Source organism: Shewanella woodyi ATCC 51908 (genome assembly GCF_000019525.1).
GTDB lineage: Bacteria > Pseudomonadota > Gammaproteobacteria > Enterobacterales > Shewanellaceae > Shewanella > Shewanella woodyi.
Map to the genome: position 1 here is coordinate 1,920,231 of NC_010506.1, position 26,896 is coordinate 1,947,126.

General features: G+C 43.3%; 20 protein-coding genes and 2 pseudogenes. 19 read left to right on the forward strand and 3 right to left on the reverse strand.

Annotated elements, in window-relative coordinates; all coding sequences use genetic code 11:
- The first annotated feature begins 31 nt into the window (after positions 1-31).
- From pilW to der, 7 genes are all read left to right on the forward strand, one after another.
- Complete coding sequence (gene pilW, locus SWOO_RS07845; protein WP_012324176.1) at positions 32-820, forward strand: type IV pilus biogenesis/stability protein PilW; 789 nt, start codon at positions 32-34, stop codon at positions 818-820.
- A complete protein-coding gene (locus tag SWOO_RS07850) occupies positions 820-1,842 on the forward strand; it encodes a RodZ domain-containing protein (RefSeq protein WP_012324177.1) in 1,023 nt (340 codons plus the stop codon). The genes pilW and SWOO_RS07850 overlap by 1 nt, the downstream gene beginning before the upstream one ends.
- A gap of 79 nt (positions 1,843-1,921) precedes the next feature.
- On the forward strand, positions 1,922-3,037 hold the full coding sequence (ispG, locus tag SWOO_RS07855; protein WP_012324178.1) for a flavodoxin-dependent (E)-4-hydroxy-3-methylbut-2-enyl-diphosphate synthase: 1,116 nt from the start codon (positions 1,922-1,924) through the stop codon (positions 3,035-3,037).
- Positions 3,038-3,211: 174 nt separating this feature from the next.
- Positions 3,212-4,486 carry a histidine--tRNA ligase gene (gene hisS, locus SWOO_RS07860; RefSeq protein WP_012324179.1) on the forward strand — a complete coding sequence of 425 codons (1,275 nt, stop codon included), beginning with the start codon at positions 3,212-3,214 and terminating at the stop codon, positions 4,484-4,486.
- 12 nt (positions 4,487-4,498) lie between these two features.
- A complete protein-coding gene (locus tag SWOO_RS07865; protein ID WP_012324180.1) occupies positions 4,499-5,119 on the forward strand; it encodes a tetratricopeptide repeat protein in 621 nt (206 codons plus the stop codon).
- A gap of 10 nt (positions 5,120-5,129) precedes the next feature.
- Positions 5,130-6,317: an outer membrane protein assembly factor BamB gene (bamB, locus tag SWOO_RS07870; RefSeq protein WP_012324181.1), complete on the forward strand. Its 1,188-nt coding sequence runs from the start codon at positions 5,130-5,132 to the stop codon at positions 6,315-6,317.
- 117 nt (positions 6,318-6,434) lie between these two features.
- Positions 6,435-7,901: a ribosome biogenesis GTPase Der gene (gene der, locus SWOO_RS07875; protein ID WP_012324182.1), complete on the forward strand. Its 1,467-nt coding sequence runs from the start codon at positions 6,435-6,437 to the stop codon at positions 7,899-7,901.
- A 75-nt stretch (positions 7,902-7,976) separates the two neighbouring features.
- Here der and SWOO_RS07880 read toward each other — a convergent pair whose 3' ends face one another.
- Positions 7,977-8,672, reverse strand: coding sequence for a class I SAM-dependent DNA methyltransferase (locus tag SWOO_RS07880; RefSeq protein ID WP_049774452.1), 696 nt, complete (start codon positions 8,670-8,672; stop codon positions 7,977-7,979).
- A gap of 340 nt (positions 8,673-9,012) precedes the next feature.
- Between SWOO_RS07880 and SWOO_RS07885 the strand changes: the two genes are divergently transcribed.
- The 8 genes and pseudogenes from SWOO_RS07885 to SWOO_RS07915 all read left to right on the forward strand — a co-directional run bounded on the left by SWOO_RS07885 (position 9,013) and on the right by SWOO_RS07915 (position 16,587).
- Entirely contained in the window at positions 9,013-9,780 is a 768-nt protein-coding gene (locus SWOO_RS07885; protein ID WP_012324184.1) for a hypothetical protein, read from the forward strand.
- A gap of 53 nt (positions 9,781-9,833) precedes the next feature.
- On the forward strand, positions 9,834-10,229 hold the full coding sequence (locus SWOO_RS07890; protein ID WP_041417542.1) for a GFA family protein: 396 nt from the start codon (positions 9,834-9,836) through the stop codon (positions 10,227-10,229).
- A 796-nt stretch (positions 10,230-11,025) separates the two neighbouring features.
- Positions 11,026-12,093, forward strand: coding sequence for a hypothetical protein (locus SWOO_RS07895; RefSeq protein WP_195742875.1), 1,068 nt, complete (start codon positions 11,026-11,028; stop codon positions 12,091-12,093).
- Between the two features lie 89 nt (positions 12,094-12,182).
- Positions 12,183-13,150, forward strand: a pseudogene (locus SWOO_RS07900) (transposase).
- 236 nt (positions 13,151-13,386) lie between these two features.
- Positions 13,387-13,473 (forward strand): annotated as a pseudogene (locus SWOO_RS26560) (transposase); the annotation flags it as partial.
- Positions 13,474-13,711: 238 nt separating this feature from the next.
- Positions 13,712-14,623 (forward strand): hypothetical protein, encoded by a 912-nt coding sequence (locus SWOO_RS07905; protein WP_012324187.1) that lies wholly within the window; start codon positions 13,712-13,714, stop codon positions 14,621-14,623.
- 325 nt (positions 14,624-14,948) lie between these two features.
- Positions 14,949-15,938 carry a questin oxidase family protein gene (locus SWOO_RS07910; protein ID WP_012324188.1) on the forward strand — a complete coding sequence of 330 codons (990 nt, stop codon included), beginning with the start codon at positions 14,949-14,951 and terminating at the stop codon, positions 15,936-15,938.
- A gap of 247 nt (positions 15,939-16,185) precedes the next feature.
- The gene (locus SWOO_RS07915) at positions 16,186-16,587 is read left to right on the forward strand and encodes a hypothetical protein (RefSeq protein WP_012324189.1); all 402 of its coding nucleotides are present in this window, start codon (positions 16,186-16,188) and stop codon (positions 16,585-16,587) included.
- Between the two features lie 626 nt (positions 16,588-17,213).
- On the opposite strand, the gene xseA is transcribed toward SWOO_RS07915, so the two are convergent.
- Entirely contained in the window at positions 17,214-18,542 is a 1,329-nt protein-coding gene (gene xseA, locus SWOO_RS07920) for an exodeoxyribonuclease VII large subunit (protein ID WP_012324190.1), read from the reverse strand.
- Positions 18,543-18,662: 120 nt separating this feature from the next.
- On the opposite strand from xseA, the gene guaB reads away from it, so the two are divergent.
- The 4 genes from guaB to tadA all read left to right on the forward strand — a co-directional run bounded on the left by guaB (position 18,663) and on the right by tadA (position 24,628).
- The gene (gene guaB, locus SWOO_RS07925) at positions 18,663-20,135 is read left to right on the forward strand and encodes an IMP dehydrogenase (protein ID WP_012324191.1); all 1,473 of its coding nucleotides are present in this window, start codon (positions 18,663-18,665) and stop codon (positions 20,133-20,135) included.
- Positions 20,136-20,245: 110 nt separating this feature from the next.
- Positions 20,246-21,823, forward strand: coding sequence for a glutamine-hydrolyzing GMP synthase (guaA, locus tag SWOO_RS07930; protein ID WP_012324192.1), 1,578 nt, complete (start codon positions 20,246-20,248; stop codon positions 21,821-21,823).
- 161 nt (positions 21,824-21,984) lie between these two features.
- Positions 21,985-23,916 carry an acyltransferase family protein gene (locus tag SWOO_RS25895; protein ID WP_012324193.1) on the forward strand — a complete coding sequence of 644 codons (1,932 nt, stop codon included), beginning with the start codon at positions 21,985-21,987 and terminating at the stop codon, positions 23,914-23,916.
- Positions 23,917-24,118: 202 nt separating this feature from the next.
- Positions 24,119-24,628 carry a tRNA adenosine(34) deaminase TadA gene (gene tadA, locus SWOO_RS07940; protein ID WP_012324194.1) on the forward strand — a complete coding sequence of 170 codons (510 nt, stop codon included), beginning with the start codon at positions 24,119-24,121 and terminating at the stop codon, positions 24,626-24,628.
- Between the two features lie 486 nt (positions 24,629-25,114).
- Here tadA and mltF read toward each other — a convergent pair whose 3' ends face one another.
- Positions 25,115-26,557: a membrane-bound lytic murein transglycosylase MltF gene (gene mltF / locus SWOO_RS07945; RefSeq protein ID WP_012324195.1), complete on the reverse strand. Its 1,443-nt coding sequence runs from the start codon at positions 26,555-26,557 to the stop codon at positions 25,115-25,117.
- Positions 26,558-26,896 lie beyond the last annotated feature (339 nt).

A 26,896-nucleotide genomic window follows, 5' to 3' on the forward strand; every position in this document is an offset into this window, starting at 1 on the left:
CATTGTAAATTGTAGATAGATAGGCTTGTCAATGAAGCACGGACTGCCCCAAAAAATCGCACTTACCATACTTCTTTCGAGTATGTTGAGTGCCTGCGTGTCACAAAGTACTTATACTGGAACCGACGTTCCTGTGACCGAAAGGGAGTTCGACAATGTCTTGGCCGCGCAGAAGCGTGCACAACTCGGGTTAACCTACCTGCGCAAAGGTAACAGCCAGCAAGCTAAGTACAATTTAGATAAAGCTGTTGAGTTTGCCCCGAATATTCAAGATGTACACATATCAATGGCTTACTACTATCAAACAGTCGGTGAGCTTGAAAATGCCGAAGACTCCTACCGTAAAGCCATTAATGCGAGAGACGCCAGTGGCGACGGGTTAAACAATTTCGGTGTGTTTCTTTGTCAACAAGAGAAATACAAAGAGTCTGAGAAGATGTTCCTTAGAGCGGTCAAAATGCCCAGTTATACTCGCTCAGGGGACAGCTATGAAAATTTAGGGATCTGTAGTCGTAAGGCTGGAGAGATAGAGAAAGCGCGTAAATACTTCAGTACCGCACTTAGATACAATCCCAGAAGTGGAAGCACTCTACTTGAATTAACAGAGATCGAGATTGAGGAACATAACTATCTCGATGCACGTGCGCAACTTGCACGCTACCATCGTGTCATCGCCCAATCTGCCGAAAGTTTGACCTTAGGAGTTGAGATTGAGCGGGGCTTAAACGATGAAGAGGCCGCCAGAGAGTTTGGCATATTACTTTTAGCTAAGTTTCCCTCATCTATTGAGGCTAAGCGATATCGAGCCAGTATGCACTGATGACAAATAAGAAAGTCGATATGCTCAAGGATGCAGCAGACAGTAATGAGACCCCAGACATATCCGAACAGATGACGCTCGGATCCCTGTTAAAAGCCGCCCGTGAAGAGCAAGGGGCGAGTATTGGCGATATTGCGGGGCAGTTGCATTTGCGACCTTGTATCGTCGAAGACATAGAAGCTGACAATTTTGGCGACATCGCCTCAGCCATCTATGTGAAAGGGTATGTGAAAAACTATGCCCGAATCGTTCAGGCTGATGCACAAGCGATACAAGCTTGCCTAGATATTCAACTCCCCAAGGCCAGTGCGCCTGAGATGCAAAGCTTCTCCCGTAAAACAACACGTCAAGCTCGTGATGGACGCCTGATGTTTGTCACCTATCTGATCGCCTTTATTTTATTAGCTCTACTGGTTTTATGGTGGGTGCAAAAATCTGATACTCAAGCCAGTGTCGATTTTTCAAAGCCTACGATGGAGGAGATGGCAGAGTCAATACAGGAGCCATTTTCGACAAAAGCCTTACCCGATCCAACTCTAGAGCGAGATTCTGGAATAGAGAGCTCTGGAATTGAAAGCTCAGACACCGGGCTGAGTATCAATAACTCAGCGATTAATAGCGGTGTTGTCCACAGTAACGATATTGATGATTTGTCTCCTGAAACGGTTAACGTTGAAAGCAGTGATTTGGCAACGACAGTGGTTTCTACTGAGCAGCTACCAGTATCGGTGCAAAGCGAGATTGTGCAAGATCTCCCCTCTGTCGACAGCTTAGGTGCATCAAGATTAAGCTTGAGCTTAGTGGCTGACTGCTGGATCAACGTCAAAGATGCCGATGGCAAAGTACTCATTAATGATCTGAAGAAAGCGGGCAGCTTACTTGAAGTTAAGGGACGTGAACCTTTTAAACTGACCTTAGGTGCACCCCAGGCTGTGACAATTAAGCTAAACGAAGAGAGTATCAGTTTAGCTGATTATGCTAATGGGCGCGTTGCCAGATTTAGCTTGCCTTTTGCCGAATAAGACTCCAAGCCTGAATCAAGATATAATGATGCTGTGTTAACACAGCATCAGCAAGTAACAGACATATAGAGTAAACAAGATGTACAACGAAAACCCGATTAAAAGACGTGCTTCAACCCGTATCTATGTAGGTGACGTTCCTATTGGTGATGGTGCACCAATTGCAGTCCAATCGATGACCAACACCTTAACGACTGATGTTGATGCCACTGTTGCTCAAATTCGTGCATTGGAAAACGTAGGTGCGGATATTGTACGTGTCTCTGTGCCGACTATGGATGCCGCTGAAGCGTTTAAACTGATTAAGCAGCAGACCAATATTCCTCTGATCGCCGATATTCATTTCGATTACCGTATTGCACTTAAAGTGGCTGAATATGGCGTAGACTGCCTGCGAATTAACCCAGGTAACATTGGCAATGAGTCTCGCATTAAAAGTGTGGTTGAGTGTGCCCGTGATAAGAATATCCCTATTCGAATAGGTATTAACGGTGGCTCTTTAGAAAAAGATCTGATGGACAAGTACAAAGAGCCTACGCCAGAGGCGCTGCTTGAATCTGCGATGCGTCATGTGGATATCCTAGATAGACTCAATTTTGATCAGTTTAAAGTGAGCGTTAAAGCATCTGATGTATTCCTTGCCGTTGAAGCGTATCGTTTGCTAGCAAAACAGATAGTGCAGCCACTTCATTTAGGCATAACCGAAGCAGGTGGTTTACGTTCAGGCTCTGTTAAATCTTCCGTAGGACTTGGGATGCTGCTGGCCGAAGGCATTGGTGATACCTTGCGTATTTCATTGGCCGCAGACCCAGTTGAAGAGATTAAAGTGGGCTTTGATATTCTTAAATCGCTGCGGATCCGTTCTCGCGGGATTAACTTTATCGCCTGTCCATCGTGTTCTCGCCAAGAGTTTGATGTTATCAATACGGTTAATGAGCTTGAGCGCCGTCTCGAAGATGTGATCACACCTATGGATGTCTCTATCATCGGTTGCGTCGTTAATGGCCCTGGTGAAGCCTTGGTTTCAGATATTGGCTTGACTGGAGGCAATCGTAAGAGCGGTTACTTTGATGATGGCGTTAGACAAAAAGAGCGTTTCGATAACGATAATATCGTCGATTCTCTTGAAGCTAAAATAAGGGCGAAAGCCTCAATCATCAATGGACGTATTCCGGTACAAGATCTAAATAAGTAAGTAACGAGTTATTCACTAACGCTGAGCTCTGTCTCGGCGTTTTTTGTGAGTTAATCACAGCCTGTTTAGCTATCCTACTCGCGCTCGATAAAGAGCGCCTTGAGGTCGCTTAGGTATAGAGATATACTGCACCGCGCTGTTAAATTTAAAAGTTAAATCGGACGAGTCTATACCGTGGCAAAACAGATCCAAGCAATTCGCGGAATGAATGATATTCTGCCTACCCAAAGTCCTCTATGGCAAAAACTAGAAACTGTATTAAGAGAGACTGTTGCCGCCTACGGTTACAGCGAGATCCGTACGCCTATCGTTGAGAGTACCGACCTTTTTAAACGCTCAATCGGTGAAGTCACTGATATCGTAGAAAAAGAGATGTACACCTTTGATGACCGTAACGGTGACAGCTTAACACTTCGCCCAGAGGGAACAGCGTCAACGGTACGTGCCGGCAATGAGCATGGTTTGCTCTATAACCAAGAGCAACGTCTTTGGTATATGGGCCCTATGTTTAGACACGAGCGCCCACAGAAAGGTCGCTACCGTCAATTTAATCAGTTTGGTGTTGAAGTTTATGGCATCGGCACTGCCGACGTCGACGCCGAAGTCCTGATGCTTTCTGCCCGTTTATGGGAAAAGCTTGGCATTAAAGAGCATGTCACACTTGAGTTGAACACCTTAGGTGACCCAGCTGAGCGTGCCACATACCGCAGCGCCCTTATCGAGTTCTTAGAGCAGTTTAAAGAGCAACTTGATGAAGAGAGCCAACGTCGCATGTACACCAACCCACTGCGTGTTTTAGACACCAAGAACCCTGAAGTTCAGGCGTTATTGGTCGATGCACCTGAGTTGATGGACTTCCTCGGTGAAGAGTCACGAGCACATTTTTCACATTTATGTGAACTCTTAGACGCTGTTGGTATCCAATACGTCATCAACCCTCGCTTAGTGCGTGGTTTAGATTACTATAATCGTACTGTTTTTGAGTGGGTTACCTCTAGTTTAGGTTCACAAGGAACCGTACTTGCAGGTGGACGCTATGATGGATTAGTTGAGCAACTCGGTGGTAAAGATACACCTGCTGTTGGTTTTGCTATGGGATTAGAGCGTATCGTTTTACTGCTTGAAACATTAGAGTTAACCAGTGATATCCCTTCAACTGTCGATGTTTATGTGACTGCGATGGGCGATACAAGTAAGATTGAAGCGATAAAAATTGCTCAAACCTTAAGAAGTGAGTTGCCTAACCTTAGGGTTATGAGTCATTGTGGCGGCGGTAACTTCAAGAAACAGATGAAGCGCGCGGATAAAAGTGGTGCCCAGATCGCACTGGTTATAGGTGAAGATGAACTTGCCAATAACCAAGTTGCAGTCAAGTATCTCCGCGAGAAAAAAGAACAAGAATTAGTTGCACGTGATGGATTAGCAACTTATATCGCCAAGCAGATTTAAGAGGAAGATTGCGTGGAAATTTATAGCACAGAAGAACAACAAGTAGATGCTATCAAACAGTTCTGGAAAGATTATGGAACTTCGATTGTCGTTGGTGCAGTAGTCGGTTTAGGCGGCCTTTTTGGTTGGAACTACTACTCAGAACATAAGATCACTCAGGCTGAATCAGCTTCAGAAGCTTTTCAAGCTATGAGCGCTCCAGCTTTAGATGAAGCGGGCATGTTAGCTGCTGCAGAGACTTTTGCTAAAGAGCACAGCCAAAAAGGTTACCAGTCTCTGTTATCGCTTATTGTTGCTAAAGCGGCAGTTGAATCAGGTGATTTAGAAAAAGCCGAAACTACACTGAAAAGTGTGATTGCGTCGGCTGCGGATACTAGCTTAGTGATGGTTGCCACTATCCGTTTGGCTCGTGTTCAAGCTGAGCAAGGCCAGATTGCCACTGCAATTACCACGTTAGAGCAAGTATCAGATCCTGCATTTACAGCACAAAGAGATGAGCTTAAAGGCGACTTCCTAGTGCGCAAAGGCGATGCTGAGCAAGCGAAAGCTGCGTATCAAGCTGCCGTGGATAACGGTGGAGCAACGGCTAGTCCTGCGCTACAAATGAAGCTAGATAATTTGAACAAGGCATAAGGAAGCTGCCATGAAGTCTTGGTGCAAAACATTGCTCGCATGTGGATTGAGCTTAGGTCTGTTATCAGCCTGTTCATCCAGTGACGTAGAAGAGGAGCCGGTGAGCCCTTTGCCTGAAATCGAGGCAAGTGTCTTTCCAACAGTAAGCTGGAGTGCTTCGGTTGGTAATGGTGTGGGACCTTATTACTCCCGCCTACGCCCAGCTGCACGATATGACAAACTGTATGTTGCCGATCGTTACGGTCAGGTGGTTGCATTTGATGAAGCCACTGGTGAAAGAGCGTGGGAGAGAGACTTCAGCTCAGCTTTTAAAGATAATATCTTAGCCAAAAATAAAGGGGCTAAACTTGCAGCTGGCGTTACCGCTGCTCGCGACAAGGTCTTTATCGGTGGCGAAAGTGGTCTACTTGGTGCACTCGATGCTGAAACCGGTGAAACCGAATGGTCGGTTGTTACTGGTGGTGAGCTATTATCTGCGCCAACTGTTGCCGAAGATATTGTTGTGGTCAATACCAGTGCTGGAACGCTCGAGGCATACAGCGTTGAAGATGGTGAGCAGCAGTGGATCTATGAGTCAAAGCTGCCAACATTAACCTTACGCGGTACAGGTTCTGCAAACTATGAAGCGGGTGGTTTCTTTGTGGGAACTGCCGATGGTAAAATAGCCGTTGTGATTAAGAACAATGGTCAGGCTGCATGGGAGCAAGCGATTTATACGCCAAAAGGCGGTAATGAGTTTACCCGTATGGCCGATGTCGATATGATGCCGCTCATTATTGGTGAAAACCTATACGCAGTGAGTTTTAACGGTAATCTCGTATCGATGGAGCTAAGATCTGGTCGTGTTGTCTGGACCCGTAAATATTCAAGTTTCCATGAGTTAGCCGATTCGGGTGTTAACCTGTTTTTGGTTGACGATCATAGTCGCATCTACGCAGTAGATAGACGTAATGGTCTGGAGAACTGGAGCAATACTGAGCTGGCAAATCGTGACTTAACGTCTGCAGCCGTGTTCAAAGACTACATCGTAGTGGGTGATTTTGAAGGGTACCTTCACTTTATCGACAAGAGTAATGGTAATATTGTTGGCCGTGTAGAGGTCGACAGTTCAGGCTTATTTAGCCAACCTCTGGTTGTAGGTGATAACATATACGTTCAAACACGAAATGGTAAAGTTGCTAGAATAACGCTCCCATAAATTATTGTTTAAACGATAATAAGCCCCTGGAAGCGTGTTCCGGGGGCTTTTTGTTTACTGAACTTAAGTTTTTTCGTTTTTTATATTTTAAAAGAATTTGTAGATAGAGGCATAAAAATGATTCCAGTAGTGGCCCTTGTTGGTCGTCCCAATGTCGGAAAGTCGACCCTGTTTAACCGCCTTACGCGAACGCGTGACGCTTTGGTGGCCGACTATCCTGGGCTGACTCGGGATCGTAAATATGGTCGTGCTCACTTATCAGGCTATGAGTTCATTGTTGTTGATACTGGCGGTATTGATGGCACTGAAGAGGGGATTGAAACCCACATGGCTGAGCAGTCTATGGCTGCGATTGAAGAAGCAGATGTGGTGCTATTTTTAACAGATGCAAGAGCTGGCTTAACCGCTGCTGATCAAGCTATCTCTGAGCACCTAAGACGCCGTGAAAAAACCACCTTTGTTGTAGCAAACAAGGTTGATGGTATCGATGCTGATTCTGCCTGTGCCGAGTTTTGGGCATTAGGTCTGGGTGAAGTTTATCAGATGGCTGCTGCACAGGGCCGTGGTGTGACTAACATGATTGAATATGCCTTAGCACCTTACGCTGAAGCTCTGGGTCTGAACCGTGACGGTGATGATGAAGAGGAGAAAGAGGAGCGTGAGTACACCGAAGAGGAAGCGGAAGCTGAGCAGACTCGCCTTCAGGATTTGCCGATTAAACTTGCCGTTATTGGTAAGCCAAACGTAGGTAAGTCGACGTTAACTAACCGTATCTTAGGTGAAGAGCGTGTGGTGGTTTATGATGCGCCGGGTACAACCCGCGACAGTATCTATATCCCGATGGAGCGAGATGGCCGTGAATACGTGCTTATCGACACCGCTGGTGTGCGTCGTCGTAGTAAAGTTAATGAAACCGTTGAGAAGTTCTCAGTGATTAAGACACTGAAAGCGGTTGAAGATTGTAACGTCGTGTTATTGATCGTCGATGCTCGTGAAGGTATCGCCGAGCAAGATCTTGGTCTTTTAGGCTTTGCGCTTAATGCGGGACGTGCACTTGTGATCGCTGTTAACAAGTGGGATGGCATCGATCAGGATATTAAAGACAGAGTAAAGAGCGAGCTTGACCGTCGTCTTGGCTTTATCGATTTTGCTCGTATTCACTTTATCTCAGCACTCCACGGTACTGGTGTTGGACATCTTTTTGAGTCGGTACAGGAAGCTTATGAGAGTGCTACCCGTCGTGTGAGCACTTCGATGTTGACTCGTATTATGCAGATGGCTCAGGACGATCATCAGCCACCTATGGTCAATGGTCGCCGTGTTAAGCTTAAATATGCTCACGCCGGTGGATATAACCCGCCTATCGTGGTTGTTCACGGTAACCAAGTTAAGAAGTTACCTGATTCATACAAGCGCTTTATGATGAACTACTACCGTCGTTCATTGAAAGTGATGGGAACTCCGATCCAGGTTCGTTTCCAAGATGGCGACAACCCATTTGAAGGGATGAACACCAAGAAGCTAACTGTGAGCCAAGAGCGTCGCCGTAAGCGTATGATGACTCATATCAAAGACAAAAAGTAGAGTTTACTGTTCGTCTTAAGAGTAAAAAGGCCAGCTAATTAGCTGGCCTTTTTATTGGTATATTTTTATAAATTGTTATCGTTTTACGCAGACAAATATGGCGTTGCCAGAAGTTGGCTGCAGTGGAGTTATCTTGTCGTAGTCATGCTCAAAGATATGCACCTCAAAATGAGGTAATAGTAGCTGCTCGAGTTCATCAAAGCTCACGGCAACCATAGGGTGTTCATCTTGCCAGACTTGACTCTCTTGCTCGTTACTTTTCTCGATACTGAGCTTAAGTGATTGGCGTTCACCAGCGCCACTGTAATTCCAGCCCGAGCTGAAGGTAAACTGACTGTCGTTAAACTCAGTGCTGTGTCTGACAAAGGCGCGGTTATCTATCTTGGTTTTCTCCACCGCATTAAAGCAAAATATCCCCCCCTCGCTGAGCGCGTTATAGACGCTAGAGAGACACTGCTTGAGTTTACAGATCCCATCGTTGTAATGGATAGAGTAGAGAAAGCAGGTGATTAGATCGACCGGATTATTCACCCTAAAGCTGCACATATCCTGCAGAGTAAACTCGGCCTCTGGGCAGCGAACTTGTGCCAAGTCGAGCATAGGTTGATTGATATCTAAACCGCAGCTTTGGAAGCCATAGTCGATAAAGTGACGAATATGGGGGCCTGTGCCACATGCAAGATCCAGGTGAGTACTAGCGCCATTGCCAAACAGTCTATTGAGCCTACGAATATGGTCACTCTGGGCCTTGTAATCGATATCAGCACACATGAGATCATAATAGCCCGATAGATCTGTATATAACGCAGTTGAAGGTGCAGTGACGTGAAGAGCGAGTGACAAGGTTTGTTACCAAGAAAATTTAGGGTGGCGAATACTAAATGAATAACCTTAAATAGCGAAGAGAATAGGTGCCTACTCAGAGGATGATTTTATTAAAATTGTGAAGTAATAGCGCTTTTTGAGCTTTGAACCTTAGGAGGCTCATTTAGTGTTTGTTAGTCTGCTGAGGACAGCTTGTGGGGTAACACTAACCAGTGTAATCATCTATGCACTTGCTTTTGTGTGAAATTTTAAGCTACTTTGTGTATGTTTTTTATGAGGGATTTATATGGAATTAAGACTAATCAATACAAGTAGCCAGAGTTTCTTGTGTGATAGATATGAGGTCGTAGGCTGTGAGAGTTTTACACAATTAAGTGATGGGATAAAAGAGCTAGAGCAACAAGATGTAGGTCATAATTTCTTAGTGACATTGGACGATCTTGGGCAAGCTTGCTATACCTCAATGCACACGAAACTACGTCATGATTTGGATAGCATTGATGGAATAGAATTAGAGGGGCTTCCTCCGCAGTGCTTTGAAGACAATGGTGAACATAAGGGATATTTGAGTTGTAAAGAGGAGTTCTATATTCGTAGAAGAAATATAGAGCTAAAATTGCCAAGTGTCACTTTTGAAGATGTGTGCGATAAAAGTATTGGCTTGTATTGTGATGACGAAGGTGACTTTAAGGAGGTCAACACAGATCCCTCCTCACTTCTAGATCGTGAGCTATATATTCTAAAAGTTCCCGTTGAACATAGCTATGAAACCATATACGCCTTTCCCAATGGGTATTTTGATGACGATCTTAGCCCTTTTGAAAACATTGTATTTGCCCGTACTTTATATGAGAAGTTTGGTTATAAGTTAATTGGTTTGGGGGCTTCATATTTAGCTTTTCGCAAAAGCAGGGCCTTGAGTGAGGAGCAAATTCAGGAATTGATAGACTTACTGGATGCGGTTTATAGGGAAGAGTTTGACTCTGAACTCCGAGGATTATGCACTGGGTTTATTAGCAATAATGATCATCTTATATTGAGCTATACAGAGTAAATTTTGTGACGACACCTCATGATGTGGTCTTATTTATGCCATTAGGGGGAAATATGTTAAAGCAAGTTGGAGAAACGCAGATCCAAGTGAAGCACAGAGCAAGCTGTCATTGTGGCGCTGTTGAGCTGGAACTATCACTACCTCAAGGCATAGTGAACCCTAGGCGTTGTGATTGCTCCATTTGCCGTAGAAAAGGCGCCATTGTCGGCTCTGTTAATCTTGATGATATCCGTATCGTGAAAGGCGAGGAGTTTCTTAAGTTGTACCAATTCAATACTGGGACTGCAAAACATTATTTTTGCTCAAATTGCGGGATCTATACTCATCACCAGCGCCGCTCTAATCCGCAGGAATATGGCTTTAATATAGGTTGTTTAGAAGGTGTAAATCCTTTTGACTTAGGTGCTGTCGTCACCAATGACGGGGTTAATCATCCAGCAGACAGCTAGAGTCTTGCAACTGATTTTTGCCCTAAAGTTAGCTAGCCTTCGAATGAAGGCTGAATACATTTCTTCCTGTTAACTTTTGGCTGAATTGGTCTCGGGATCCAGTTTGTTGGGCTTCTAATGATGGAAGTTGCATTTATATATTTAGTTTCTGGCTAGTTTGATATTTGGTGTTGTGTTCGAAGGTAGTACCTTCATGGTTGTCTATCGCCTCCAGCGGGGGAGTGTGCAGCTACTTCAGTGACACGACACGAGTATATCCCTATAGTCTCGGCCGTGACGTCCATGTCACGGACGGTCACTGCCGCATCTACACCTGTTTATTTGTCTCTTCGATTTAGCTGTATTAGGTAAGGCTTTGTAAATCATTTTTGTCCCTTTGTGTGTTATTCGCAGCAATTTGTACTATGTAGCACTGTTCTCTTTGCAATACTTTTCTCATCGGTCGGAAAGGTATGGGTTACATTTAGCAAAACCTCTAAGTTCATCAGTGTTTGCACTTATGTACAGTAGTATCGGTTTTGTGCGGTAAATCTCTAAATTTTGCGCAATCAGTTCACGGTTTGTTATTGAGTGGGAATAGAAATAGATGTAAATTCAAGTAACTAAAAACGCGCTTGCTCGGTTTGCAGGAGATACGAGGCAAACAAAGTGTGCATTCTCGTTTTTCCAGAAGGTGTGTTTAGACTAGTCGTTGTAAATGATTATAAGTCAGACGATTAAGCACATACACTTTTACTGGTCTAACTTGATAAACGCGCAAGGCGTGTATACAAATGTTATGCCCTAAAGGAGAAAATTGGCAAAGATGGAATACGTAGTTTATGAATTTCCGGATTATGCGGAACAAGTAATTAATCTCCTTTTAGAGGAAGATTGGCTGATTCATTCATTTTCTCTAAATGATGAGAAGGAGATCTTTAACCCATCCGCTTATTTATACAATTCTGAAATGAGCGGGGTAGAGTACGCAATCCATTTAGATCTCAACATCTATCAATATATACTGAATGCATTTAAGAAAGAGAAAAAGAACAAATTACACAGAAGTGCAATAGCTCTTGTAGTTTTTGCCAAATTTACAAACGTTAAGTTTGACCCGACAATCGCAATCTATGAAAAGTTAAACTATAAAAATCAATGTCCTGACGAATTGATTGATGACTTAATATTGTTCCGTCAAATTGACAATGCTGAAATGGACCATTTAGCTGAGTTTGTGCTTAGTGAAACTGATTCAATTAAGCTTCCGAATCCAGCTTGTTTAGACCGCTCTCAGTTGAATGAAAAACTAACAGAATATCGCAGGTTAAAAAAGTGGGACACTCTTTATGTTCTAGTCCTGAAGCTAACCGAATTGTACTTTTGTGACAGAGGCTTATCGAATGAAGACAAGCTAGAGGTTTTCTGGCGTTGGTGCCATGAGGAGTTTTTATTTTCGCTAGTCGCAACTTGTTTAGCTATCAAACTATTTGGTAAGCAGCGCATACCTAAGTTAATGAAGTATGCGCCTAGGCATTCAGCCGAAATAAATAAGAAGCACTTAATCAACATGACTTGGGACTTGTTTTTATTGGATAAATTCTTTGAAAATTGGGTGAACAAACCTGATCAACAAGAGTTCATTTATGCTAGCAATGACAAGCCATTTCAAGAAGTTCTCAAAACAGCGATTGAAGTACAAAGCAATGGAGTTGACGTCATACTAAATAGAGACTTATCGCCTGCGCTTATCAAATCATTTCTTACTACATTTGAGCAAGTTATGACAAAACAAGGGAGGAGCATTTCATCAGTGACAGACTTCCAATCGTTTCGTGAAGGGTTGATCGTGGATTATGAGAGTGCGCTAAAAGTGCGGGCATAACGACTCCCTTCTCAGGACACCCACAGTAAACTAACGCTATTTCCAACCTCTGACTAAACTTTGGATATAAGTTGAAGTAGGAGACGATGATGCCCCAACCAAGAAGAACTCAAATCAGTATCGAAGACACACCTTTTTATCACGTCTCGTCCGCAAAGCCTGGCTGACAGGGGTCGATGAGCTTTCAGGTAAGTCCTATGAACATCGCAGGCAATGGGTTGAATCTCGGCTAATCGAACTAGGCGATATATTTGCTATCGATATAGAGGCTTACGCGGTGATGTCGAACCATCTTCATTTGGTGTTGCGCATAGATATAGAGCAGGCAAACAGTTGGACAGACAAAGAAGTCGTCTTACAGTGGCATCAACTGTTTAAAGGTACAGAGCCAACACAACAATTTGGCAATGGCGACTTGGTTGAGGGACATCACTTAGCTCAACTTAAACGCTCAATAGCCGAGTATAGAAGTCGATTGAGTGATATATCTTGGTTTATGAGGTGCTTAAACGAGCCAATTGCTCGAATGGCTAATAAAGAGGACAAGTGTACAGGCCGTTTCTGGGAGGGAAGGTTTAAGAGTCAGGCTCTGCTTGATGAGGCTGCAGTGCTGACCTGTATGGCGTATGTTGAACTAAACCCCATTCGGGCTAAGATGTCACAAACGCTTGATACCTCAGACCATACCAGTATTCAAACTCGTGTTAAGGCAGCGATAAGAGGAGATAAATCTCACTCACTGTTGCCGTTTATCGGTAATGAAACAGTAAACCAAACTAAAGGTATCAACTTTGAGCTGAAAGATTACTTAGAGCTGGTCGATGAAACAGGCCGAATCATTCGGGATGACAAACGAGGAAGTATCTCAGTAAGCGCAACTAAGATATTAACTAAGCTCAATATTCCTGCGGATAACTGGATTAGACTTACCTCTGATTTCGGTAAATTGTTTCATGGTCCTGTAGGGACCTTACAAGAACTGACCCGCTATTGTGAGCATTTAGATAAGCATCGGCGACACTTTGCAAGCTGTTGTAAACTTTTTGAAGATAGCTGAAATCGATTGAATTAACACTCTTCACCTGAATTAAAACCTCCTAGCAGTTAGAGGCGACCAGCCTTGCACGCAATCTCACGTTTAACGACTAAATAGACCGAAAACCTCATAACAAAGGCAGTATCTGCGCTATAAGTTGATTTTACCTACTCCCTCCCCAGTCTGAAACTGGGTATATAGAAGACGATGTATCTTGTTGATTTACCTTGGGTTGATAAATTATTGCGGCTAAATTATTGCGAGGTCAAATTAAGGTCAATGCACAATGGCAAATGTACTGCTTAGTCCATAATATCGAGAAGCTACAAAGTAGGATGCATTAAAGGCAGGTAGACTTTTTGCCATCCAAATCAGCTGCGAAAAGCCTATAACAGCTCCATAAAGGCCACTTAGGCTAACCTAAGCTGAAATCCCCGCTAAAAGCCCATCAAAGAATAAAGCCAAGTGAAAAATTGAATCACGATAGAAACTTCGATACTGTCCTTGTATGGTATTAAAAATTAATCAAAACGAGTAATTCTACAGGCTCGTTATGCTTACAATCTAAATCAAGGAGTCGATTTGAAATTTTTTATATCAATAATTATTGTTTTATTTTCTTCGTGTACATTCGCTGCGAATGAAAATATCAATTTAGGATCTGGTAAATTCACAATTGAAGGTGGTAAAGGGCACACAGAAAAAAAGATTGATATTTATTATCATTTACCTAATTCCTATGATGAAAACACTAAAGTACTTATTGTTATTCCTGGAGCAGGAAGAAATGGATGGAGCTATCGTGATTCATGGGTTGAAGCCTCAGAAAAACACAATGTATTGATTTTATCTCCTAGTTATTCTGAAAAGCTTTATCCGAGGTTCTGGAATTACAACATTGCAAGAATGCTATCTGATGTAAAAATCAATAAAGCTAAAAGTGCAATAGAAAGCTATACAGTTGTTTCTGATTCCAATGAATGGATTTTTAGTGATTTTGATCGGGTCTTTGATTACTCCGTTTCTAAACTTAGCTTAACAGCAAAAAAGTATGACATGTTCGGTCACTCTGCTGGTGGTCAAATATTACATCGTCTTGCATTATTTGATTTTAAAAACAAAGCAAATCGAATCTTAGCGTCAAATTCTGGTTGGTATACAGTTCCGACTTTCAAAGAAAATTTTCCTTACGGTCTTAATAAGGGCGTTTCTACGCGAGAAAAAATAAGCTCAGCTTTTAAATCTAAGCTTACGCTTTTTCTCGGTGAACTAGACAATGAGCATGAAACTCGTGGGCATCTTGTAAGAAACCCACAATTGGATATTCAAGGCACTTATCGCTTAAGTCGTGGAAAGCACTTTTTCAAAAAATCAAAAGAATTAGCTTCTAATCTTAATGTTAAATTCAATTGGAATATCCATGTAGTTCAAGGGGTTGGGCACGACTATAAAAATATGGGTAAAGCAGCTGCGATATACCTATATTCCGAGTAGTGTAAGCATAACTAATAAGGATATTCCACGCGAAGCCGCGGCCTGCTTTAACGAACAACGTGGCAATTGTTGAACAAGCCCGAGTGACCCCTTTAAATTGATTCTTTACTACGTAAGTGCGGCGTGAGAATTTAGACTGTTTTAGGTGAGCCTTAGAAAGACATTCAGGCTGTCCTCAACTAACATATCCACTCAAGCCCTATCAGAAATAAGCTTAAGTGAAAAATTGAATAGCCATAGAAACTTCGATATCGTCGTCGTATTGTGTTAAACAATAACGAGTAATTCTACAGGCTCGTCGGCTTTTTGGGGAGACAGGGATATCATGGAAGAATTAAAATTGTTAGATCTACTATTAGAAAAATCAGGCCACTATCATCCATTATATGGCGATGGTCTAGCAACACATTTACCTATGGTATTAACGGCTTTAGATCTTTTAAATGCCTCGAGCATTAAATTGCAACATACATTCGATGAAAGCATAAAAGGGCTTGAGGAAATAGGAAGCTTAGAGGGTGTTACCTCGGTAAATGGTATTGACAGTAACCTTGGCAATAGTGAAAGTTTTAGATCCTATTTAACGTATTTCAAAAGCGAGTTAGAACAATGCGGTACACAAGCTGTACTGAAAAAATCATTACCTATATTAATCTCTGGTGTAGCTGCTTCAGCATTTCATGGACTTATCAGGTTAGCTTATGCAATAGAAGCTAATTGCCAAAGCGAAATGGCTATTGCCCTCGCATATTGGAGCGCAGAATATCAGTCATTTGAACTAAATGAAGAAACTACAAATGAAAGTCTAGAAAGTATACTTACTCAGTTATCGCCATTAGGTGAGAATCATAAATTTTCACCAGGACTTATAGTAGATAGAATGTCTGAAATCGGCATATTGTTGAAAAACAAGGGTAGTATTACTCAGCCGAATATTATTGACATATCAACACTTAGAGAGTTTACGATAAAGTCATTTTACTTAAGTGACGACTTCACTCTTTTGCATACCGTAACAGGGTGTCACGCATTATCAATTGTTTTACCTTACCTTGAAGATAAGCAAACAGCTCTCAGAGAGTTGTGGAAGGCTATTGTTGTTGCGTATTTAAGCACAGGACTTCGTTATCAAGATAAAGAGATCACAACTGTTGAAAAAAACATTAATTTTTCGCCTATCATCGAAAAAGCACTAAAGTCAGAAGATTCGCACGCTATTAAATTGGTCTATACGTGTCTTTGTGAATATAAGAACTGGAATGATCCTTTATATTTTACCGTTTCAAAAAGGGCAATATTGAACAGTCACAGCTAACAAATAGGGTAGGCCGCGTCCTGCTTTAGCGAACAACATGGCAATTGTTGAACAAGTCTGAGTGATCCCATTAAATAGATTATTTGGTAAGTGCGGTGTGAGAATTTAGACTGTTTTAGGTGAGTTGACCAGTACAGTTCACACTGCTGCGTGTTTTGGGCTTAATTTTTATCATTTTTGAGCCTATTTTTTCTAGAAGAGAAATTCTACAGGCTCGTTATGCATCAAGTACTTTCGAAGGAAAATTATGGTTGTTGAAATTATTAGTGTAATAGTAATTCTTGCTGTGATCACTATAGGTTACAAAGTTGCTCCACATAGAGATTTAGGAAAGAGTAAGCCGTTCCTTGCTGTATTTCCAAAATACAAATGCTTGGTAAGTGTTACCTATAACCCAGACGTCTTAGAATCAAAACTTGAAGAATTTGGTTTTAAGAAAGTCGGTGAAAAAGGTGAGGGTGTTAAGTTTACACGAGGTTCGGTTTTAGGGGAGCTTTCAGTAAATTTGACCAAAGTGGATTTACATTTAAGTTCTGCAAATTCTACAAAGACGTGCTTATTAGTAAATGCCAGTTGGGTTGCCGCATTTGACACGGGTGATCACTGGATACTAACAAAAGAGCTCGCGGAAAAACTAGAAAATGCATAACAAAGCACTCAATCTGATGCCAAAGCTCCGTTTAAACTTGGCATACGCTTCGCGTATTTTACGCCAAGTTCAAACTCGAATATGTGGGGTCTGTGTAGGCTTTATTTGATTAATATACATTTACTAATCCGACTACCTACCTTTAGAACTCTTACCCTAACTAATTGTTGTCCAAAATCGAGTTACAAGTAAATTTTAATTCGAAGAGATTAACAACTGGTGTGAACGCGGCAGTGACCTTTGACATCAAGGATGATGTCGTAGAGCGTATAGGGCAGAAAATGTTCCAGACATTTTTTCTGCATTTCCTCCATCCCTGGAGGTCAGACATATTTATAGCGTCCCGCAGAAGTATTCACACATAAGGGTCGTTCATTCACATCCATGTGATCACGACATTGATACATCTGACCCATAGGGATATGGGAAATGTCTTATGAATGTAGGGAACATTCAAGACCCTGTATGGCACATGCTGTAAGCAATAAACACCAACTCAGTTATGGTATCCAGCAAACCAACCAAACACTAAGCCTGCCCAATGAAACCACATGATACTTGGGAGCTTATTATCCGATAAGCAACTAAACCACATGATACTTGGAAACTTAATATCCGATAAGTGACTAAACCACTTTAGAGCGCAGTTCCCCCTCAAGTAGTCTTGTGGTCAGCAAGTCGCCTGTTTTTGCATCTTTTGCATTGAGGAGCACTTTGCCTGACTCATCTTGGGTAATACTGTAGCCGCGACTAAGTGTGGCTAAGGGGCTGACTGTTTGTAGTTGATGGGCACTGTTTTTAAGGCTTAGCTCTACATCATGTAGCTTGTCCTTAATCCCCTCGTTTAAGCGTGTGGTTAGGTAATCTAGACGCTTAGCTTCTAGGGTTAGTCTGTGCTCAGGGGATTGCTGGCTGAGCCTGTGACTTAAGTTTTGCTGCTTTAGTGCCAGTTTATGAATTCTGCTATTGAGGGCGGCGTTAAGGCGTAACTGCATCTCATCGAAGCTCTGCTCAAACTGCTCAAGTCGGCGTTTGGGATCTTGTCGCTGCAGGCGATTTTCAAGAGCTGTCGCTTTCTGAACCGTTTTAAGTTGGTAATGTTGCCAGCTTTGCTTTAAGCGAGAGAGGCCAGCTATTAACTTGTGGGCTTTATCATCAGCATCTTTAGAGAGCAGCTCCGCACCAGCTGATGGTGTGGGAGCCCTGACATCGGCGACATAGTCACTGATGCTGGTATCCACTTCATGGCCAACGGCAGAGACGACAGGCAGGGCACTGTTGTAGATGCAATGGGCTAAGTCTTCGCTGTTAAAGCACCATAAATCTTCTAGAGAGCCACCACCACGGGTAAGCAGTAACACATCGACCTCCTGTCTGGCATTGGCAAGCTCGATCGCGCGGCAGATAAGTTTGGCCGCGTTATCACCCTGAACTTGAGTGGGATAAACCACCACTTCAATGGAGGGGTCGCGCCTTGCTAACACATGAAGCACATCTTTAAGCGCTGCACCTGTTGCTGAAGTGATAACCCCTATTTTATTGATATTCGTCGGGAGCGGTCGTTTAGTGTCGGTAGCAAAAAGTCCTTCGGCTGCGAGCTTCATCTTTAAGGCTTCATACTGCTGAGCTAGCATGCCGTCACCGGCTGGTAGCATGGACTCAATGATGAGCTGATAATCACCTCTGGGTTCATAGACACTGATTGAACCTTTGACCAGTACCTGCTGACCGTTGGCTGGTCTAAAAGTGACTGTGCGGTTTTTGCCCTTGAACATGGCGCAGCGAATTTGCGCGAAGTGATCTTTAAGTGTTAGGTACCAATGGCCGGAGCTGGGAGAGGAGAAGTTCGATATTTCGGCGTTAAGCCAGACTCTCCCTAGCTCGCCCTCAAGAAGCTGGCGCACCTCACCATTGAGCTGTGAGACGGTATAAACATTATTTTTTGGCATTTTCATAGAAAATTCACGCTTAATGGTACTTTTTTACTATTTTCCATTTACCAGACCTAATATGCAAGGTATAATCCCGCCGCAATATTTTCACCTTTATTTTCTAATCTCTTGGGGAGATGTTGCATGTTAAGATTAAAAAAAGAAGCCCTAACTTTTGATGATGTGTTGCTGGTTCCAGCTCACTCTACCGTTCTCCCTAATACCGCCGTACTCAAGACTCGTCTGACTAATACAATAGAACTGAACACTCCAATCGTGTCTGCAGCCATGGATACCGTGACTGAAGCTCGCCTAGCGATCGCCATCGCTCAGGAAGGTGGATTAGGTTTTATTCATAAGAATATGACCATTGAGCAGCAGGCCGAAGAAGTGCGTAAGGTTAAAATTTACGAAGCAGGTATTGTTCAGCAGCCAGTGACAGTAAAGCCGACAACGACACTTGATGAGCTTAAAGTTCTGACAGAGAAAAACGGTTTTGCCGGTTACCCTGTCGTCAATGATGCGAATGAGCTTGTTGGTATTATTACTGGTCGTGATGTGCGTTTTATCACTGACTGGAGCCGTACTGTCGATAAAGTGATGACCCCTAAAGATCGTTTGGTCACCGTACCTGAAGGTACTAAGCTCGATGAAGTTCAAACCTTGATGCACTCTCACCGTGTTGAGAAAGTATTAGTGGTTGATGCTAACTTCAAGCTAAAAGGTCTAATCACAGTAAAAGATTTCCAAAAAGCTGAGCGTAAGCCTAATGCGTGTAAAGATGAGTTAGGTCGTCTACGTGTTGGCGCTGCTGTTGGAGCAGGCCCTGGTAACGAAGAGCGTGTTGACGCACTTGTTGCAGCTGGTGTTGATATCTTACTTATCGACTCTTCACACGGTCACTCTGAAGGTGTACTACAGCGTATCCGTGACACTCGCACTAAATACCCTGAGCTGCAGATTGTTGGTGGTAACGTGGCAACAGCAGAAGGCGCATTAGCGCTAGTTGATGCTGGTGTTAACGCCGTTAAAGTGGGTATTGGCCCTGGTTCTATCTGTACTACTCGTATCGTTACTGGTGTGGGCGTACCGCAAATTACTGCAGTTTCTGATGCCGCTGAAGCGGTTAAGCATCTTAATATTCCTGTTATCGCCGATGGCGGTATCCGCTTCTCTGGCGATTTGGCAAAAGCTTTAGCCGCTGGTGCATCATGCATCATGGCAGGCTCTATGTTTGCCGGAACCGATGAAGCGCCAGGCGAAACTGAACTTTATAATGGTCGTGCTTATAAGTCATACCGCGGTATGGGCTCATTAGGTGCGATGACGCAAACCCAAGGCTCTTCAGATCGTTACTTCCAAAGTGATAATGCTGCTGACAAGCTAGTGCCTGAAGGTATCGAAGGTCGCGTGGCTTATAAAGGTAAGCTTAAAGAGATCATTCATCAGCACATGGGCGGTCTTCGTTCATGCATGGGATTGACTGGTTGTGGCACGATTAAAGAGCTTAATGAGAAAGCGGAATTTGTGAAAATCACTTCAGCTGGCATGGGTGAATCTCATGTTCACGATGTGACTATCAGCAAAGAAGCACCGAACTACAGTTCAGGTTCATAACTGATTGATGTGTGATTGCGGCGGGCTCTGCCCGTCTGCGACTTCTGTGTTATGCCAAGCCAGACGCTATCTGGCTTGATACCGGCAAATTAAATTGATAAAGGTTTCCCATGAACAACATTCATGATCATAAGATACTGATCTTAGATTTTGGCTCTCAGTACACTCAACTTATTGCCCGTCGTATCCGTGAGATCGGCGTGTATTGTGAACTTTGGGCTTGGGATGTATCCGAAGAACAGATTAAAGAGTTTGCACCAAACGGCATCATCTTAGCGGGCGGCCCTGAAAGTGTCACTGCAAAGGATTCACCTCGTGCCCCAGAATACGTTTTCACTGCTGGTGTTCCAGTACTTGGGATCTGTTACGGCATGCAGACCATGTCTGAACAGCTTGGTGGTAAGGTTATTCAAGGCGTCGGTGAAGGCGAGTTTGGTTACGCGCAAGTTGAACTTCAGACTCAATCTGAACTGTTTAAAAGCATTGAAGATGCGATCAGTGACTCAGGTAAGCCTCTGCTAGATGTATGGATGAGTCATGGCGATAAGGTTTCTGAGATCCCAGAAGGTTTTGTGACCGTTGCTAATACAGAAACTTGCCCATATGCCGCGATGGCTAACGAAGAGAAAAAATTCTACGGTGTTCAGTTCCACCCTGAGGTGACACATACTCGTCAGGGTAAGCGTATGCTTGAGCATTTTGCTTTGGATATCTGTCAGTGTGATGCTAACTGGAAGCCAGCGTCTATTATCGAAGATGCTATCGAGAGATTGAAGCAGCAGATCGGTGATGATGAAGTTATCTTAGGTCTTTCTGGTGGTGTTGATTCATCAGTGGTTGCCATGCTGCTTCACCGCGCAATTGGCGACAAGTTAACTTGCGTGTTTGTTGATAACGGTTTACTACGTCTTAATGAAGCGCAGCAAGTGATGGATATGTTTGGCGATCACTTTGGATTGAATATTGTCCATGTTGACGCTGAAAACCGTTTCCTTGATGCGATGGCGGGTGAAGCCGATCCTGAAGCTAAACGTAAAATTATTGGTCATGTTTTTGTTGATATCTTCGATGAAGAGTCTAAGAAGTGCGTGAATGCTAAATGGTTAGCGCAGGGCACTATCTACCCAGATGTGATTGAATCAGCGGGTAGCGCAACAGGCAAAGCCCATGTGATTAAATCACACCATAACGTTGGCGGTCTGCCAGATGATATGGAGATGGGGCTTGTTGAGCCGCTTCGTGAACTGTTTAAAGATGAAGTACGTAAGATAGGTCTTGAGTTAGGTCTTCCTTATGACATGCTTTACCGTCATCCTTTCCCTGGACCGGGTTTAGGTGTACGTGTTCTGGGTGAAGTGAAGAAAGAGTACTGTGATCTACTTCGTTTAGCCGATGCTATCTTTATCGAAGAGCTGCACAAAGCTGACCTTTATAACAAGGTGAGTCAGGCATTTACTGTTTTCCTACCAGTACGCTCTGTGGGCGTGATGGGTGATGGCCGTAAATATGATTGGGTTGTTTCACTGCGCGCTGTTGAGACAATTGATTTCATGACTGCACACTGGGCACATCTACCGTATGACTTCTTAGGTCGCGTATCTAACCGTATCATCAATGAGATCGACGGTATCTCACGTGTTGTTTACGATATTTCAGGCAAGCCACCTGCGACGATCGAGTGGGAATAACCCTATAAGTGAAGTTGCACTGTTAGTTATTTAATCAAGGGCCAGCGTATTTGATACGTTGGCCCTTTTTTTGTTCTTTTAGCCTAAAAAATCTTCAAAGCCTAAAACCTTTCATATACTTATACCTATCTTAAGATCAACTGATTAGGGTGGATGCGCTTTTGAAATATCGTCCAGAAATTGATGGTTTACGTGCCCTTGCCGTGGTTCCTGTGATCTTGTTCCATGCAGGTTTCCATCATTTTAGCGGTGGCTTTGTTGGTGTTGATGTATTTTTTGTGATCAGTGGTTATCTCATCACCAGTATTATTCTGGTAGAGATGGAGCAGGGCAGGTTTAGCTTAGTTAACTTCTATGAGCGAAGAGCTAGGCGAATTCTGCCAGTGCTCTTTTTTGTTATGGCAGCCTGCTTTCCTTTTGCTTGGCTCTATTTAATGCCCGTGGATATGAAGGATTTTATTCAAAGTATTTTGGCGGTTTCCACCTTTTCATCAAATATTCTGTTTTGGCTTGAGAGTGATTACTTCGATACTGCCGCCGAGCTCAAACCTCTGCTTCACACATGGAGCTTAGCGGTTGAGGAGCAGTACTATATCTTCTTCCCGCTGTTTTTGATGTTCGGTTGGAAAATGGGCAAAAGCTGGGTTGTAACGGTACTTTTTCTGATTTTTTTAGCCAGTTTAGCCCTAGGTCATTGGGGGGCCTATAATATGCCAACTGCCTCCTTTTATCTGTTGCCAACTCGAGGTTGGGAGTTACTTCTTGGTGTCTTTGCGGCTTTTTACTTGAGTCGACACACCCCTGTGCTTCCCTATCGCTGGCTTAACAATCTGCTGAGTTTATTAGGATTTGCATTAATCTGTTTTGCGACATTTGCTTATGATGAAACTGTGCCCTTTCCCAGCATGTATGCATTGGTCCCCACCTTAGGCACCTTGCTTATTATTGTGTTTGCTCAAGAGGGGACTCTGGTCAATCGACTACTTAGCGTTAAACCCTTTGTCGGTATCGGTTTGATAAGTTATAGCGCCTACCTCTGGCATCAACCCATTTTTGCATTTGTGAAATATCGCAGTTTTACTGAGCCTTCGACGTTGCTGATGTCCGGATTGTGTCTTGCCGTTGTGCTATTAGCTTACTTAAGTTGGCGCTTTGTGGAGAAACCATTTAGGAACAAGACAGCTTATAGTCGCCGATTCATTTTTACCTTCTCAGGCCTAGCTACCAGTGTATTTATTGTTGTGGGTAGCGTGCTAAATTTGAGTGATGGCTTTAAGTCTCGTGAGATCTATGCCGATTTAATGGTGGGGGGCTACCAGCCTGATAATCGCGAGTTAGGCGCCAATAGTTGGAGTGAGCTGCGGACACTTAGTGGCGATGAAAACTATGGTGTAGATAAAAACCCATTCGATAGAGGCTTATGGTTTGATGAGCTCGATGCCAGAGGGCGCTTACTGTTGGTGGGAAATTCTCACTCTAAAGATATGTTCAATGTATTAACGAGCAGTCAGCAGACGATGAAGCACTATCAGGTGGCACGCTTTGGCACTGAAATTTACAATATTGGCGATGACTTTTTTGCATCTCCAAACTATCGCCTCGCAGATGTGATCATGTTCGCTTCTCAATATAAACCTATGGATATTGACCGTTTTTCAGCTGTGATAGAGAGAGTCATGACTGATGGAAAACGGGTGGCTTTAGTTAAGAATATCTACGAGTTCGAGGAGTTTGGGCACCGCACTTATGCTGATTTTCTATTTAATCTACTGCTGCAAAATGAAGGTCCGGAGAATATATCGCTCAGTGATATTGATAAAATCAATCAAAAACACTTCCAACAATTTCAGCACAGAGAGCCAGCTCAGTTTAGAAAGCAGCTCAATAAAAAAGTTGATGATATTGCACTCAGATATCAAGAGGTAGTGGTGCTAGATAGAATGGATTATGTGTGCGATCGAACTAAAGAGGTGTGTTATGCCATCACAGAGAACTATCAAAAACTGTTTTATGATTATGGTCATCATACATTAGCTGGAGCTAAGTTTTTTGGCGCGCGCATCGATAGGGTGAACTGGTTGATGGCTTTATAGTTAACGAGGCGAATACTTTTGTTTGTGAGCAGGTATAATAGCTGTGAAAATTCACTGAGTTTTGGCTATTGCCAATCAGTGCAACCATATCAGCATAACTATGTCAGCATAACTATGTCAGTATAACTACGTCAGCATAACTATGTCAGTATAACTACGTCAGTATAACCATATCAGTATAAAGAGTATTTAGAGGTGCAGTTTGTCCCAAACAGAACGCGATATCCATTATATGAAGTTGGCGATGGATATGGCCGCAAAAGCAGAAGAGAAAGGCGAGGTGCCTGTTGGTGCCATTTTAGTAAAGAATGACGAAGTGATAAGTGCAGGGTTTAACTTCTGTATTGGATCACACGACCCTTCCGCCCACGCAGAGATGCAATGTTTACGTCAGGCGGGGAAGGTGATAGAGAACTATCGGCTACTAGATACCACCTTGTATGTGACATTAGAGCCTTGTGCTATGTGTGCTGGCGCTATGGTTCATTCCCGAGTATCACGTTTAGTGTTTGGGGCTAGTGATGCAAAAACAGGTGCTGCCGGCACTGTGATTGATTTGGTGCGACACTCTGCATTTAATCATCAACTTGAGGTGACTCAGGGAGTGTTAGAGCTAGAATGCGCCGAGCAGTTAAGCCAATTTTTCAGACGTCGTCGCAAAGAGAAGAAAGCCCTTAAGCAGCAACAGAAGCTGAGTGCTAGCCCCGAGTGAGGCTGATGGTATTTGGCTTATGCAGATTGATATTATACCCAAACAACTTCAAGATGCAGGATTCAGCATGTCGAGAAGTGACAGGGTTCAAGGCATGAAATAGTAGGACTAGTTATTCTAATTCAATATTTCATAACACAGAAAAATGTTGCTTCTCGCCATGCCCTTCGGGAGTTCCCGTAGAATCCCTGCACTGCGTTAGTGATATCAATAAGGGAATAACCATTATCCTCAATCACTGCCTTGTTCAGCTATCCTACGGGAGCTCTGAAACGAGCATCTTGAGGTGGCTTGGGTATAGATCAACTGCATGGAAGTGCAGTTAATCTTGAGATTAAGCTTAACTTTTTAACTAGAGGGCTGAAGAAATACAAAAAACTGCTTTTGTCTGTTCAAGGTTCTTTGATGTTTTAACTTAAGTTGTGCTCTGCGTCGTGCGGATACATTGTTGATTGTTCTTTTTTTCATCGGCTACCTCTTTTAGTATTATTCTGGTTGCGCGCCTGTGATCGCTTTCTCTCCAATTCCGATCTGATCGGCAAGTTGGGACTCCTCTATCAAGGCTTGATTCTCTTCCAATAACTTATTCTGATTGTCGATCCAGACCAAGGTATCATAGTAGCGCCTGATATTATCAACATAGTGCACGGCTTCATTTCCGCGAGCATAACCGTAACGTGTTTGTTTATAATATTTTCGCTTCTGTAATAAAGGTAGCACCTCTTTTAGATCACGCCAAGCACTTGGATTTAATCCCATCGACTCTGCTAATTTTCGGGCATCTTCAACATGACCGTAACCGATATTGTAGGAGGCTAAGGCAAACCACATACGCTGGTTGTCGGGAATGGAGTCAGGTAATCGATTAAGAATGCCTCTGAGGTATTTCGCTCCCCCTTTAATGCTCTGCTCTGCGTCGAGGCGGTTTTCAATCCCCATCTGTTTGGCCGTTGGCAGTGTTAGCATCATTAAGCCTCTCACACCGGTCGGTGAGCGTGCATTGGGGTTCCAATGTGATTCTTGATAGGCAGTAGCGGCGAGCTTTCTCCAATCGAGATCGCCTGCGTAATATTGAAAGCGTTCCTTATATTTAGGCAGTTTATTATCTATAGCTCTGAGAAATGCACGGGTATCGACATAATCGAAGCGTTTGACGTGGGCAAAATATTTCTCATCGAGATGAGCTAAAGTACCGTCGAGCTTCTCGCCATGCCAAAAAGTGAGCAGTTCACTCATTAGCTTGTCGCTGTTTTGTGCCGGCAGTAGCCAAACAATCGCTTGTTTCTCTTTTAGCGTCAGACCAGCTCTTAGCTCCGGCATATAGCGGCGGCTGATCTCAAAGGTGGTTGAGTCAGCGATGGTGTAGCTGATCTCCCCTCTGGCTATCATGGCTAGTAGCTCTTCGTTGTCTTTATCTTGCTCTTGATCCCACACAAGTTCGGGGTAGATCTTCTGTAGCTGAGATAGAGTGTCTACGAATGAGGAGTCTGTGATCACTGTTATCTCATCTTTAAGTTGAGAGATATCTTTAGGTTGAGGTGTCCCTTGTTTATAAACCAGCACCTGATTAACCCGATATAGAGGCGGGCCAAGCCTGAAGTTTTCTCTGCGGGTGGGGGTGTCGGCAAGTCCTGCAGCAATCAGGTCGACTTCACCACTGTTGAGGGCTTGGTAAAGCTCTTTAATATTAGAGTAGGGCTTCATTGCCAACTCTAACTCTAGATGGTCTGCAAAGCGGCTGGCCATCTCGTAATCGAAACCTGCTTCCCCTTGACCTGTCGTGACATAGATTTGGGAGCCATAGATGGTGCCTACGTTCAGTACCGTTTTTTCAACCGCTGGTGGTACTAATTTTGTTTCCTCCACAGCGACTCTCTGGCAGCCAGCCAGGAGTGTTAGTGTCAGTAAAGTAAGCAAAATTCTATTCATAAATACCAATTATCGCGACATTTTCGTCAAGCAAGCAGGCGATTATATCATATGTCGTGTTAAACCAAATTTTCAATCAGAATTAAGAGAGCGAAGTGGAGAGCAAGATGAGCCATCTTCTCTATTATGGTCCAATTTTTCATCGGAAAAGGTCTGTGAATTATGATTATTACACTTTTTCATAAAATAGAGCCAGCGCTTCTTAAAGGCGTTATTTTAGGTAAGTGAAAGATAGTTTGATAAATGACCAATTTTGCTCCGTTTATCTTAATTTCTTCGATTTATGAGCCGATATTCCTGTTTGTTTGTATTTGTCAGAAAACACTGTTTTCGACAAAA

Excerpts from the sequence above, each read along its gene's own strand:
- pilW (WP_012324176.1), top strand. The coding sequence starts at position 32 with ATGAAGCACGGACTGCCCCAAAAAATCGCACTTACCATACTTCTTTCG.
- SWOO_RS07850 (WP_012324177.1), top strand. The coding sequence starts at position 820 with ATGACAAATAAGAAAGTCGATATGCTCAAGGATGCAGCAGACAGTAAT.
- ispG (WP_012324178.1), top strand. The coding sequence starts at position 1,922 with ATGTACAACGAAAACCCGATTAAAAGACGTGCTTCAACCCGTATCTAT.
- bamB (WP_012324181.1), top strand. The coding sequence starts at position 5,130 with ATGAAGTCTTGGTGCAAAACATTGCTCGCATGTGGATTGAGCTTAGGT.
- der (WP_012324182.1), top strand. The coding sequence starts at position 6,435 with ATGATTCCAGTAGTGGCCCTTGTTGGTCGTCCCAATGTCGGAAAGTCG.
- SWOO_RS07880 (WP_049774452.1), bottom strand. The coding sequence starts at position 8,672 with ATGTGTGCTGATATCGATTACAAGGCCCAGAGTGACCATATTCGTAGG.
- SWOO_RS07885 (WP_012324184.1), top strand. The coding sequence starts at position 9,013 with ATGGAATTAAGACTAATCAATACAAGTAGCCAGAGTTTCTTGTGTGAT.
- SWOO_RS07890 (WP_041417542.1), top strand. The coding sequence starts at position 9,834 with ATGTTAAAGCAAGTTGGAGAAACGCAGATCCAAGTGAAGCACAGAGCA.
- SWOO_RS07910 (WP_012324188.1), top strand. The coding sequence starts at position 14,949 with ATGGAAGAATTAAAATTGTTAGATCTACTATTAGAAAAATCAGGCCAC.
- SWOO_RS07915 (WP_012324189.1), top strand. The coding sequence starts at position 16,186 with ATGGTTGTTGAAATTATTAGTGTAATAGTAATTCTTGCTGTGATCACT.
- xseA (WP_012324190.1), bottom strand. The coding sequence starts at position 18,542 with ATGAAAATGCCAAAAAATAATGTTTATACCGTCTCACAGCTCAATGGT.
- guaB (WP_012324191.1), top strand. The coding sequence starts at position 18,663 with ATGTTAAGATTAAAAAAAGAAGCCCTAACTTTTGATGATGTGTTGCTG.
- guaA (WP_012324192.1), top strand. The coding sequence starts at position 20,246 with ATGAACAACATTCATGATCATAAGATACTGATCTTAGATTTTGGCTCT.
- mltF (WP_012324195.1), bottom strand. The coding sequence starts at position 26,557 with ATGAATAGAATTTTGCTTACTTTACTGACACTAACACTCCTGGCTGGC.